Annotated in this window: 10 protein-coding genes, 1 tRNA gene and 1 pseudogene; 6 read left to right on the top strand and 6 right to left on the bottom strand. The window is 61.0% G+C overall.

The window, feature by feature from the left end:
* A pseudogene (locus PG892_RS06060) lies at positions 1–409 on the bottom strand (IS1595-like element ISKpn3 family transposase); the annotation flags it as partial.
* Positions 410–1050: 641 nt separating this feature from the next.
* Here PG892_RS06060 and arcA point away from each other — a divergent pair.
* The 4 genes from arcA (at position 1051) to PG892_RS06040 (ending at position 5871) form a co-directional block, all read left to right on the top strand.
* Positions 1051–2271 carry an arginine deiminase gene (gene arcA / locus PG892_RS06055; RefSeq protein ID WP_010676011.1) on the top strand — a complete coding sequence of 407 codons (1221 nt, stop codon included), beginning with the start codon at positions 1051–1053 and terminating at the stop codon, positions 2269–2271.
* Between the two features lie 62 nt (positions 2272–2333).
* Complete coding sequence (locus PG892_RS06050; protein WP_048209544.1) at positions 2334–3260, top strand: carbamate kinase; 927 nt, start codon at positions 2334–2336, stop codon at positions 3258–3260.
* Between the two features lie 78 nt (positions 3261–3338).
* Positions 3339–4343: an ornithine carbamoyltransferase gene (argF, locus tag PG892_RS06045; RefSeq protein WP_010676009.1), complete on the top strand. Its 1005-nt coding sequence runs from the start codon at positions 3339–3341 to the stop codon at positions 4341–4343.
* 121 nt (positions 4344–4464) lie between these two features.
* Positions 4465–5871 (top strand): YfcC family protein, encoded by a 1407-nt coding sequence (locus PG892_RS06040; protein WP_010676008.1) that lies wholly within the window; start codon positions 4465–4467, stop codon positions 5869–5871.
* Positions 5872–6025: 154 nt separating this feature from the next.
* Here PG892_RS06040 and PG892_RS06035 read toward each other — a convergent pair whose 3' ends face one another.
* The 4 genes from PG892_RS06035 to PG892_RS06020 form a co-directional block, all read right to left on the bottom strand.
* Complete coding sequence (locus tag PG892_RS06035; RefSeq protein WP_039039633.1) at positions 6026–6517, bottom strand: arginine repressor; 492 nt, start codon at positions 6515–6517, stop codon at positions 6026–6028.
* Positions 6518–6735: 218 nt separating this feature from the next.
* A complete protein-coding gene (gene pyrI, locus PG892_RS06030; protein ID WP_010676006.1) occupies positions 6736–7200 on the bottom strand; it encodes an aspartate carbamoyltransferase regulatory subunit in 465 nt (154 codons plus the stop codon).
* Between the two features lie 16 nt (positions 7201–7216).
* Positions 7217–8137 carry an aspartate carbamoyltransferase gene (gene pyrB, locus PG892_RS06025; RefSeq protein WP_010676005.1) on the bottom strand — a complete coding sequence of 307 codons (921 nt, stop codon included), beginning with the start codon at positions 8135–8137 and terminating at the stop codon, positions 7217–7219.
* Positions 8138–8369: 232 nt separating this feature from the next.
* On the bottom strand, positions 8370–8954 hold the full coding sequence (locus PG892_RS06020) for a hypothetical protein (RefSeq protein ID WP_270825225.1): 585 nt from the start codon (positions 8952–8954) through the stop codon (positions 8370–8372).
* A gap of 202 nt (positions 8955–9156) precedes the next feature.
* Between PG892_RS06020 and PG892_RS06015 the strand changes: the two genes are divergently transcribed.
* Both PG892_RS06015 and PG892_RS06010 read left to right on the top strand, forming a co-directional pair.
* A tRNA-Trp gene (locus PG892_RS06015) sits at positions 9157–9233 on the top strand.
* 209 nt (positions 9234–9442) lie between these two features.
* Positions 9443–10813: a phosphatidylserine decarboxylase family protein gene (locus tag PG892_RS06010; RefSeq protein ID WP_270825224.1), complete on the top strand. Its 1371-nt coding sequence runs from the start codon at positions 9443–9445 to the stop codon at positions 10811–10813.
* A 54-nt stretch (positions 10814–10867) separates the two neighbouring features.
* On the opposite strand, the gene PG892_RS06005 is transcribed toward PG892_RS06010, so the two are convergent.
* A complete protein-coding gene (locus tag PG892_RS06005) occupies positions 10868–11740 on the bottom strand; it encodes a LysR family transcriptional regulator (protein WP_270825223.1) in 873 nt (290 codons plus the stop codon).
* Between the last annotated feature and the right edge of the window lie 12 nt (positions 11741–11752).

Raw genomic sequence — 11752 nt, 5'->3', positions numbered from 1 at the left:
TGGGCTGCTTGTCATCGGACTCTTTCATGGCTTGCAGCAGCTTGTGCTTGAGCATCCAGGCGGTGTCATATTTGACGCCCAACTGGCGCTTTAGCTCCATCGCTGACAAGCCTGTTTTGGTTTGTGACAACAGGTGCATTGCCAGAAACCACTTGGTCAGTGGGAGCTTGGTGTTTGCGAAAATCGTGTTTCCAGTCAATGACATCTGGTGACGGCAGTGATTGCATTGCCACACACGTGGCCGCCTTCTCAGGCGACAACAGGTCTTGTTGGCACATTCAGGGCAGACAAAGCCGTTAGGAAAACGCCAAGTGAACAGCGCGTTTTCGCACTGAGCCTCAGTGCCATAGTCCTTGAGAAACTCAAACAGGCTGTAGCCTTTCTGGAATTGGATTTTGCTTTTGGCCATGATCTCGCACCTCGATAACTGTACGTAAGATCAGTATAGTTCGTGGTAACTGACTGCTAATCATGGGTAATCAGGAAAGAGATAGTGCACACGACTTGGCGATGAGGCTCGCCATCTGGCCCGGGCAGGCCGCCATGATCTGGGACAAGAGATGGATTATTCAGCGATAAAGGAGCAGGTGATTATTTATGTGAGAGCAAACGGGATGACAAGCGAGGATAAATTCAAAGGTGGGTGAAGTTTATTCAAAAAATGAGCGTTTTGATTTTAATATAATGATTTGTTTGATGTTTTTTATTGGTGGCTATCCATTTTTGGATATCATGGGTGAATGGAATTGCGTTCTTTGTGGAATATATTGGGGCTTTATTGCGTATTTATGCCGGATGGAGGGTGAGGGAAATGTCAGATATGTAAACTCCATCATAAATTAACTTCTGAATTTATGCAGTCTCGGGTGAATGTGATCAATGTCCAAGTTTGGTGGAGTTGCCAGACCTAATCTCTGCGTCGAAAGGCAAGGGCAGGATAGAACACAAGCCGAATACCCTACATAAAGAATATCCCGCCTTAGCCACGAGCCTGAATAGAAGGAATCTATTCAATCACTCGCAGGGACCACTGCTAGACGGAATATCATCATGAGCAAATTTTATGTAGGTTCTGAAGTTGGCCAGTTGCGCCGTGTCATGTTGCACCGCCCCAACCTCAGTCTGAAGCGTCTGACCCCTTCCAACTGCCAGGATCTGCTGTTTGACGACGTCCTGTCGGTTGAACGTGCCGGTCAGGAGCACGACAAATTCGCTCAGGTACTGCGCGATCAGAATGTCGAAGTCTTCCTCCTGACCAATCTGCTGGCGGAAACCCTGGACGTGCCGGAAGCCAAAGCCTGGCTGCTACAACACCAGGTCTCCGACTATCGCCTCGGCACTGCCCTGGCCAACGACGTGCGCTGCTTCCTGGCGGACATGCCTCACCGCGAGCTGGCCCGCATCCTCTCCGGCGGCCTCACCTACTCCGAGATGCCCTACAGCGGCGTCAACATGGTGGTCGGCATGCATGCCCCGACCGATTTCATCATCGAACCGCTGCCCAATCACCTCTTCACCCGCGACACCTCCTGCTGGGTCTATGGCGGCGTCTCCATCAACCCCATGGCCAAGGCCGCCCGTCGTCGCGAGACCAACCACGTGAAGGCCATCTACCGCTGGCACCCGCAGTTTGCCGGTCAGGAGTTCATCAAGTACTTCGGTGATGAGGAGCGCGACTACGACAACTCCACCATCGAAGGGGGCGACGTCCTGGTCATCGGCCGTGGCGCCGTGCTCATCGGCATGTCCGAGCGCACCACGCCACAAGGGGTGGAGCACCTGGCCCGCAGCCTGTTCAAGCACGGTCAGGCGAAGCAGGTCATCGCCATGGAGCTGCCGAAACACCGCAGCTGCATGCACCTCGACACGGTCATGACCCACATGGATGTCGACACCTTCTCCGTCTATCCGGAAGTCATCCGCAAGGATGTGAACTGCTGGAGCCTGACCCCGGGAGGTGCCACCGGGATGAACATCAAGGAAGAGGGTTACTTCGTGACCGCCATCGAGAAGGCGCTGGGGGTGGATCAGCTCAGGCTCATCACCACCGGCGGCGACAGCTTCGAGGCCGAGCGGGAGCAGTGGAACGACGCCAACAACGTGCTGACCGTGCGCCCCGGCGTGGTGGTGGGTTACGAGCGCAACACCTACACCAACGAGAAGTACGACAAGGCCGGCATCACTGTGCTGCCCATCCCGGGTGAAGAGCTGGGACGTGGTCGCGGCGGCGCCCGCTGCATGAGCTGCCCGATGGAACGTGACGGCATCTGACAAGACGGCGTGGCGCCGGCAGAGGCTGGCGCCACACACACCCGAACTCGAGAGTAACACCCATGAAAAAACCAACTGTCGTCGTCGCCCTGGGGGGCAATGCCCTGCTCCGCCGCGGTGAACCTCTGGAAGCCGACATCCAGCGCAAGAACATCGCCACCGCCGCCAAGACCATCGCCCGCATCGCCGAGGATTACAACGTGGTGCTGGTGCACGGCAACGGCCCGCAAGTCGGCCTGCTGGCCTTGCAGAACAGCGCCTACACCAAGGTCTCCCCCTATCCCCTGGATGTGCTGGGTGCCGAGTCCCAGGGCATGATCGGCTACATGCTGATCCAGGAGTTGAAGAACCTGATGCCGAGCCGCAACGTCACCGCCCTGCTGACCCAGGTGCAGGTCGATCCCCAGGATCCGGCGTTTGCCAACCCGACCAAGTTTATCGGCCCGGTTTATGAAGAAGTGGAGGCCCGCGCCCTGGCTGCCGAGAAGCAGTGGTCGGTCAAGGCTGACGGCAAGTTCTTCCGCCGCGTGGTGCCGTCCCCGCTGCCCCAGCGCATCGTCGAAGGCGACGCCATCGAAACCCTGATTGCCCAGGGTCACCTCATCATCTGTACCGGTGGTGGTGGTATCCCGGTGACCTGGGATGGCCAGAGCCTGACCGGCATCGAGGCCGTCATCGACAAGGACATGTCTGCCGCCTACCTGGCCAAGCAGATCAAGGCCGACGCCCTGCTGATCCTGACCGATGCCGATGCCGTCTATCTGGACTGGGGCAAGCCGACCCAGCGTCCGCTGCGGGTCACCAGCCCGGACGAGCTGGCCGGGGTCAAGTTCGACGCCGGCTCCATGGGGCCCAAGGTCGAAGCCTCCTGTGAATTCGTCAAGGCGACCGGCGGCATGGTCGGCATCGGCTCCCTGGAAGATGGCCTCGCCATCCTCAAGGGGGAAGCCGGCACCAACATCGTCGCCACCAATACCGTCAATGCCTGAGCCAAGGCTCTGGTCTGAACAACTGCGTAGTCAATAACACTGCCAAATTGGTCTGAACAAATATAGAGAGAACTCATCATGGCTTTTAATCTGCGTAACCGTAACTTCCTGAAACTGCTGGACTTCACCCCGCGCGAAATCCAATACATGATCGATCTGGCCATCGACCTGAAGAAAGCCAAATACGGTGGCTATGAGCGCAAGCATCTGGTCGGCAAGAACATTGCCCTGATCTTCGAGAAGACCTCCACCCGCACCCGCTGTGCGTTCGAAGTGGCGGCCTTCGACCAGGGCGCCCAGGTCTCCTACCTCGGCCCGAGCGGTTCCCAAATTGGTCACAAGGAGTCCATGAAGGACACCGCCCGGGTGCTGGGCCGCATGTATGACGGCATCGAATACCGCGGCTACGGCCAGGAGATCGTCGAAGAGCTGGGGGCCCACGCCGGTGTGCCGGTCTGGAACGGCCTGACCAACGAATTCCACCCGACCCAGATCCTGGCGGACTTCATGACCATGCTGGAGCACGGCAAGGGCAAACGTCTGGATCAGATCAAGTTCGCCTACCTGGGTGACGCCCGCAACAACATGGGCAACTCCCTGATGGTGGGTGCCGCCAAGATGGGCATGGACATCCGTCTGGTGGCGCCGAAAGCCTTCTGGCCGGAAGAGGAGCTGGTTGCCACCTGCCGCCTCATCGCCGAAGAGACCGGTGCGCGCATCCACCTGACCGAAGACGTGAAAGAGGGTGTGCTGGGTGCCGACTTCCTCTACACCGACGTCTGGGTCTCCATGGGTGAAGCGAAGGAAGCCTGGGATCAACGGGTGAAACTGATGACCCCGTATCAGGTCAACATGGACGTCATCAACGCGACCAAGAACCCGGATGTGAAGTTCATGCACTGCCTGCCGGCGTTCCACAACGACGAGACTACCATGGGCAAGGAAGTGGCCGACAAATATGGCATGAAGGGCCTGGAAGTGACCGAGGACGTGTTCGAATCCGAGCACAGCATCGTGTTCGACGAGGCGGAAAACCGGATGCACACCATCAAGGCAGTGATGGTGGCTACGCTGGGCGACTGACGTCGTCAGTGGTGCCGGGGGGTGACCCCCGGCTTTTCAACCATGTGACAGCGGCATAATACCTCCAACCCTACGACCCGCAGCCTGCATGGATACCACACCCACAGAAGGAAGCTGGACCATGACCAAATTCAAGTTCCCGTCAGCCTACACGATACTGTTTGTGCTGATCGCCCTGGTGGCCGCCCTGAGCTGGATAGTGCCGGCCGGCAAATACGAGATGACCATGAACGAGGCCCTCGGCAAGGAAGTGCCGGTGGCCGGTACCTACAAACTGGTGGATGCCAATCCCCAGGGGATCGTCGACGTGCTGCTGGCACCTATCGACGGTCTCTACAACCACGACACCTATGAGGCTGGTGCCATCGACGTCTCCCTATTCATCCTGATCATCGGTGGCTTCCTTGGCATCGTGACCAAGACAGGTGCCATCGATGCTGGTATCGAGCGCGTCACCGATCGCCTGCGTGGCCGTGAAGAGTGGATGATCCCCATCCTGATGGCGCTGTTCGCCGCAGGGGGCACCATCTACGGCATGGCGGAAGAGTCTCTGCCGTTCTACACCCTGCTGGTGCCGGTGATGATGGCCGCCCGCTTCGACCCCGTGGTCGCTGCCGCGACCGTGCTGCTGGGGGCCGGTATCGGTACCCTGGGCTCCACCATCAACCCGTTCGCCACCGTGATCGCCGCCAACGCGGCCGGCATCTCCTTCACCGATGGCATCTGGTTGCGGGTCGCCATGCTGGTGGCCGGCTGGCTGATCTGCGTGGCCTATGTGATGCGTTACGCCAAGATGGTGCGAAGCGATCCCAGCAAGTCCCTGGTGGCCGACAAGTGGGAAGAGAACCGTGCCCACTTCCTCGGCAACAAGAGCGACCAGATGCTGGAGTTCACCACCACCCGCAAGATCGTGCTGGGCATCTTCGTCGCCGCCTTCGCCGTGATGATCTACGGGGTGGCCGTGCTGGGCTGGTGGATGGCGCAGATCTCCGGCGTGTTCCTGGCTGCCGCCATCATCGTCGGTGTCATCTCCCGCATGAGCGAAGAAGAGCTGACCTCCAACTTCATCGACGGCGCTCGTGACCTGCTCGGAGTGGCCCTCATCATCGGCATCGCCCGCGGTATCGTGGTGGTGATGGACAACGGCATGATCACCCACACCATCTTGCACAGCGCAGAGGGGATAGTGACCGGCCTCTCCACCATCGTCTTCATCAACGTGATGTTCGTGCTGGAAGTGGTGCTCTCCTTCCTGGTGCCGTCCTCCTCTGGTCTGGCGGTGCTGACCATGCCGATCATGGCGCCGCTCGCCGACTTCGCCAACGTGGGCCGCGAGCTGGTGGTCACCGCCTATCAGTCCGCTTCCGGCCTGGTGAACCTGGTGACCCCGACCTCCGCCGTGGTCATGGGGGGGCTGGCCATTGCCAAGGTGCCCTATGTGCGCTGGCTGAAGTGGGTGGCCCCGCTGCTCGGCATGCTGACCGTGCTGATCGTGCTCTGCCTGAGCCTGGGCGCCGTGCTGGCATGAATGCCGACAGACATAGGGACAACAACGGGAGCCTGGGGCTCCCGTTTTTTATGGCTGGCAAGGCGGGGCGCCCGGCCTCTCCCGTGGCTTGGCTCCTTGCCGCGCGGGCAACTAAAAGGCGACCCCGGGGTCGCCTTCTGGCATCCAGCAGGGGTCAGCGGGCGTTTTCCAGGGTGCGCACCACGGCGGCGTGAGCCTGGCGGGTTCGGCTGATGTGGCGCGGGGCGATCAGTACCACGTCGTTGCCGGCCACGGCCCCCAGGATCTCGGGATTGGCGTTGCGATCCAGCAGGCGAGCCACCACGGTAGCGGCCCCCGGGGTGGTATGCACCAGCACCATCTGCTGGTTGTGGACCACGGCGCGCACCATGTCGTGGATGGAGCGGGTGCTGCCGGCGGGCTCCAGCTGCTCGTCCACCAAGGTGTAGACCTTCTTGCCGTTGGCGTTCTGGGCCTTGGCGACCCCGAGACGGCGCAGCAGGCGGGAGATGGTGGACTGGCTGATGTCCGCAAAACCGCGGGCGGAGAGCTCGCGGCGGATCTCCTCCTGGGTGCTGTAACAGTGCTGGCCGATGATCTGGCGGCAGGCGTCGAGCTGGGCCAGGTCGGACTCTGGTTCTGCTGGGCGGCTGAGGGTGTTGACCATGGCGACTTCCTTTGGCGATGAGCGATGGCGGTCTCGCCCAGTCTGTCGTTCCGGCTTTTCATAGCGAAAAACACTAATGAGGAGCACTCAAGCAGGGGATGAGCGAGGTATATCCATTACGGGATGGCAAATTATAACCAAAGGGGGAATAAGTGATGTGACAGGGTTCAAAAATGGGCCCGGTGGGGCCCACATGGATATCTTTTGTCGGCAGGAAATCAGTAGCGTTCGCTGACGATGTCCTGGGTGAAGGACTTCTCGCAGTATTTGCACTTCATCCGCACCGCCCCTTTCACCTCGCGCACCCGGAAGTAGCTCTCCACCGGTTCGTTGTGGGAGATGCAGTTGGAGTTGGGGCAGTGGAAGACCCCTTCGATGAACTCCGGCAGCGCCAGTTGGTGCTTCTTCACCACCACGAAGTCTTCGATGATGTTGACGGTCGCCTTGGGGGCGAACAGGGCGAGCTGGTTGGCCTGCTGCTCGGTCAGACGGGTGTTCTCGATCTTGATGAGATCCTTCTTGCCGAGGGCGCCGGATTTGAGGTTGAAGCCGACGGTAATCCGCTCCTGGGTCTCGATCAGCTGGAACAGCTTGAGGATCTTGATGCCCTGGCCGGCGGGGACGTGGTCGATGACGGAGCCGTGGCGGATGGCTTCGACTTGCAGTTGGTTCTTCTCGGACATGATGTTCCCCTTTCCCTTAGACGGTTTCGTTCAGTACCAGTGCCAGCAGTGCCTGGCGGGCATAGACCCCGTTCTCCGCCTGCTGGAAGTAGTAGGCGTGGGGGGTCTTGTCGACGGCGACCTCGATCTCGTCAACCCGGGGCAGGGGATGGAGGATCTTCATGGTGGGCTTGGCCCCTTCCAGGGTCGCCAGCTCCAGCACGAACTTGGCGGCCATGTGCTTGTACTCGGTCTCGTCGAAGCGCTCCTTCTGGACGCGGGTCATGTAGAGGATGTCGAGCTCCGGCATCACCTCTTCCATGGTCTCGTGCACGCTGAAGCGGATGCCCTTCTCTTCCAGCTCCTCGCAGAGGTAGTCCGGCATGGCCAGGGCCTCCGGGGAGATGAAGAAGAAGCGGCAGTTGAACAGGCTCAGGGCCTGGGCCAGGGAGTGGACGGTGCGGCCGTACTTCAGGTCACCGACGAAGGCGACGTTGAGGCCGTCCAGCTTGCCTTGGGTCTCGTGGATGGAGAAGAGGTCGAGCAGGGTCTGGGTGGGATGCTGGTTGGAGCCGTCACCGCCGTTGATGACCGGCACCCGGGAGAACTCGGAGGCCAGACGGGCTGCCCCTTCCTTCGGGTGGCGCATCACCACCGCATCGGTGTAGGAGCTGATGATCTTGATGGAGTCGGCCAGAGTCTCGCCCTTCTTGGCGCTGGTGTTGCCGCCGTCGGCGAAGCCGATGATGTTGCCGCCCAGGCGCTGGACCGCGGTCTCGAAGGAGAGACGGGTGCGGGTGGAGGCTTCGAAGAAGCAACTGGCGACCAGCTTGTCTTTCAGCAGGCGGCTGTCGGGTTCGGCCTTCAACCGCTGTGCGGTGGCGACCACCAGTTCCATGTCGGACCGGGTCAGATCCGAGATGGAGATGACGTGTTTGTTATAGAGTGGATTGGTCATCGTCTGCATTCCCTTTGGCATCAATGAAGGTTTTTCCGGCACAAAAAAAAGCCCCTGAAACAGGGGCTCTTTTCAAAAAAAACGGGGGATCTGTGGGACGGGAACCGGAAACAACGGGGTCGCTCTGGTGCGCTCCACCCGTCTGCAAGGCTGCTTTTTTCATCAAAAACGGCATTGTCCTGTCCCGACCTTTTTCAAAACCGCACCGATTATAGGGCTGGTTTTTGAATTGTCAAAAATTTATTTCAGAGGCAGGATTTGACCGGGAAAACGTTTGAGTGTCGCGAACGGGTCGACAAATCCAGAGTGCGTGCTGCGCCTGCAAGGGGGCGCCATCGGCGGCCATGCTGCGCAGGTAGCCGAGCCTGTGGTGCCCCTCCAGCAGGCAGTAGGGATGGGGCAGGGGGTGACCGTCCGGGTAACAGGTCCCCGGGGCGGTGGCGAGGACGATGACAGGCTCGGGCCAGGTGCCTCGGCGCAGCATGTCATCGCCGAGCCAGGAGCGGCGCACGTAGCGGTTGCTGCGCAGCATCTCGCCCCAGCGATCGATCACCTCCATGTGGCGGGAGTCTATCTGCTCGATAATCTGGTCGGTGGGCCAGTGCTCACACTCGAACTGGTGGCTGGCGAGATCGATAAAGCTCCAGTTGGATTCAAAACCGCGCCAATGACGGTAAATCCACTGGGCGAGCACATTGGAGGGAATGGAGGGCACCAGGGGAGAGACTCTGTCCAGATAGTCGGCCAGGGTCTCCGTCTTGCGCTCATCCCGGAAGTTGAGGGGCGCAAGCTGTTGCAGCAGTCGGTAATTGAGCATGGGCAGCCTCCCTGAGCCTGGTTTCACCCTACCCCCATTTGTGTCCCATTCCTACCCCGTCGGGGCTGCAAATACAGCAGCTTACCCCCGCTCCTTGTTGGAATTGCGGGGATCTGCTCGTCATTTGTTCGATCGCATCGAAAGTGAGAAAAAAAGCCTTTACCTTTGACCTCCGCTTTGTATACTACGCCTCGTTTGTTGCAGGGGCGTAGTTCCAATTGGTAGAACAGCGGTCTCCAAAACCGATGGTTGCGGGTTCGAGTCCTGCCGCCCCTGCCATTTTTCAGAAAGGCCAGATCATTGAGCTGGCCTTTCGCATTTCCGGCGTTTGCCACCGTCTCCGTTAGCCTCTTTTTCCCCGCTTCGCCGCTGCCATTTCTGCCAATGGAGGCCGCTTTTCCCCTGTGCTACACCTTGCTTCCTGCCAGATGGCGCCCTCAGGCGCATCGCATCCGGCGGGCCCAAGGCGCTTCAACAAGGAGAGAGCGATGAACAAGGCAGTGGATACGCGTCACCCCCATGCCCATGCCGGTGGCTGGGTCCCCCGGGATCAGGCCCATGTGGCGCGCTGGGTACAGCGGCTGCGTCAGGCGGTCACCCGCCAGCCTCGCCCGCTGGTGGCCTCGATCGCCGGATTGAAGGTGCTTGTGGAGCAGGATCCTCTCGTGCATCAGCAGGCCCAGGGGATGTTTGACGAGGCGTGGCAGCACGAGCACAGCACGCCGCTCGGTCAGGTCCAGGTGCGCAGCTTCGATGAGTTCCTGCAACTGCTCAACGGCATCATGACCACGGCCCCGGAAGCCTATCAGGATGTGCAGACCCAGGAGCCCGCCGGCTTGATCGGTTTTCCCATCAATGCCCTGCTCAACTGGCCCATGGCGACGGCCGCCGGGTACGACTTTTTCGCCAATGCGCTGGTGAACCAGCAATTGCGCAAGATCCTCGGTTACTGGGCCGACTTCCTGCAAAGTCCCGCGTCCCGTTATGTGCTGACCGAGTCGGTGAGCCCCCTGGATCGCCAGACCCTGATCGTCCCCTGGCTGGGTGACGTGGCGAAACGGGAGATGGTCAAGGTGGCGCAGGGGGCGCTCGGGGCCGGCGACAACCCCACCCCAGAGCGCTTCGAGGGGATCTTCCACACCGCGCCGGGAGAGGAATACGAGGGCTTCGCCAGCTGGGACGACTTCTTCACCCGCCGCTTCTGCCCCGGCGTGCGGTCGGTGACGGCCCCGGACGATGACAGCGTGATCGCCAACGCCTGCGAGTCGGCCCCGCTGCAGGTGGTGACCGGGGTAAGACGGCAGGACGCCTTCTGGCTCAAGGGGCAGCCCTATTCTCTGGACAACCTGCTGGACTTCGACCCGCGCGCCGCCGCGTTCGAGGGGGGCACCCTCTATCAGGCCTTCCTCAGCGCCCTCAGCTATCACCGCTGGCACAGCCCGGTGAGCGGCACGGTGCGCTCGGTCAAGGTGGTCAACGGCAGCTACTACCTGGCCAACCGCCACCAGGGTTTCGACAGCCCGGCGGGGCCCGACCCCAGCGCCCCGAACCAGTCGCAGCCCTTCCTCACCGCGGTGGCGACCCGGGCACTTATCTTCATCGAGGCGGACAACCCCAAAATCGGCCTGATGTGCGTGGTGCCGGTGGGCATGGCGGAGGTGTCGAGCTGCGAGGTGACGGTGCAGCCGGGGCAGCGGATCGCGAAGGGGGAGCAGCTCGGCATGTTCCACTTCGGCGGCTCCACCCACTGCCTGCTGTTTCGCCCCGGTGTCGAGCTGGCGTTCGACTTTTACGGCCAGCAGCCGGGGCTGGAAGCGACCAACCTGAGGATCAACACGGCGCTGGCGCGGGTCAAATAACCCAGCCGCCGGACAGTAAAAGGCCGCCCTTGAGGCGGCCTTGTTGTTTGTCCATCAGATGGCGCCGACCTGCGTCTTGAGGGTTTCCACCAGCCGCTGGTGGCGTGCGGGGAGCGGCCACTCGGCGCGGTAGATCAGCCAGAGGGTGTCGATCACCTCAATGCTGCTCTGGATCACCCGGATCTGCTCCTGTTGGGCAAAGGCGGTGACGGCGAAGCGGGGCAGCACGGTAAAGCCGAGGCCGCGGGCGACTGGCTCCAGGATCAGGCCGATCTGGTTGGTAAAGCCGCGCAGCGGGATCTCGCCGAAGCGCTGGCCGGGATAGCGTCGTCCCAGCAGGCGCTGAGCCATGCTGCGGCCATCCGGGTGGTCAATAAAGCCGAGCTGACAGAGGTGCTGCCAGCTCGGCTCCTCGCCGTCGTTGGGTACTACCAGACAGAGGGGTTCGCGGGCGAAGGGCTCGGCGGCTATGCTGGGGTGCTCCGGCGGTTGATCCACCAGTCCCAGATCGCTGCGCCCCGCCAGTACCGCCTGCACTATGTCGGGGGTGGGGGCAAAGCGGTGCTGGAGGATGAGTCCGGGATGCTCCTGTTGCTGATCGAGCAGCAGGGGATAGAGCAGCAGGCCAATGCTGCCGGGGGTGGTGAGGGTGATGGCGCCGCGGTGAGTGTCGTCATCAGAGAGACGGGCTCGCAGCTGTTCGGCGGCCTGCGCCTGCTGGCGGGCGAAGTCGAGCAGCACCAGCCCGCGCGGGGTGAGCTCCAGCTGACGGGGCTTGCGTAGCAGCAGTGGGCCGAATTCGGCCTCGAGGCGCGAGATATGCTGACTGACGGCGGCCTGAGTGAGATCCAGCCGATCGGCGGCACGGGTAAAACTGCCGGTTTCATGCACCACCACCAGGGTGTGGAGCCAGAGTGGATTAACCATAAATTTAATTTA

The organism is Aeromonas sp. QDB68 (assembly GCF_027707405.1).
GTDB classification, from domain to species: domain Bacteria; phylum Pseudomonadota; class Gammaproteobacteria; order Enterobacterales; family Aeromonadaceae; genus Aeromonas; species Aeromonas caviae.
This window is presented reverse-complemented; position numbering and strand designations above follow the sequence as displayed.

What these genes read in the sequence shown, in the direction of transcription:
- arcA (WP_010676011.1), top strand. Translation starts at nt 1,051, where the DNA reads ATGAGCAAATTTTATGTAGGTTCTGAAGTTGGCCAGTTGCGCCGTGTC.
- PG892_RS06050 (WP_048209544.1), top strand. Translation starts at nt 2,334, where the DNA reads ATGAAAAAACCAACTGTCGTCGTCGCCCTGGGGGGCAATGCCCTGCTC.
- argF (WP_010676009.1), top strand. Translation starts at nt 3,339, where the DNA reads ATGGCTTTTAATCTGCGTAACCGTAACTTCCTGAAACTGCTGGACTTC.
- PG892_RS06040 (WP_010676008.1), top strand. Translation starts at nt 4,465, where the DNA reads ATGACCAAATTCAAGTTCCCGTCAGCCTACACGATACTGTTTGTGCTG.
- PG892_RS06035 (WP_039039633.1), bottom strand. Translation starts at nt 6,517, where the DNA reads ATGGTCAACACCCTCAGCCGCCCAGCAGAACCAGAGTCCGACCTGGCC.
- pyrI (WP_010676006.1), bottom strand. Translation starts at nt 7,200, where the DNA reads ATGTCCGAGAAGAACCAACTGCAAGTCGAAGCCATCCGCCACGGCTCC.
- pyrB (WP_010676005.1), bottom strand. Translation starts at nt 8,137, where the DNA reads ATGACCAATCCACTCTATAACAAACACGTCATCTCCATCTCGGATCTG.
- PG892_RS06020 (WP_270825225.1), bottom strand. Translation starts at nt 8,954, where the DNA reads ATGCTCAATTACCGACTGCTGCAACAGCTTGCGCCCCTCAACTTCCGG.
- PG892_RS06010 (WP_270825224.1), top strand. Translation starts at nt 9,443, where the DNA reads ATGAACAAGGCAGTGGATACGCGTCACCCCCATGCCCATGCCGGTGGC.
- PG892_RS06005 (WP_270825223.1), bottom strand. Translation starts at nt 11,740, where the DNA reads ATGGTTAATCCACTCTGGCTCCACACCCTGGTGGTGGTGCATGAAACC.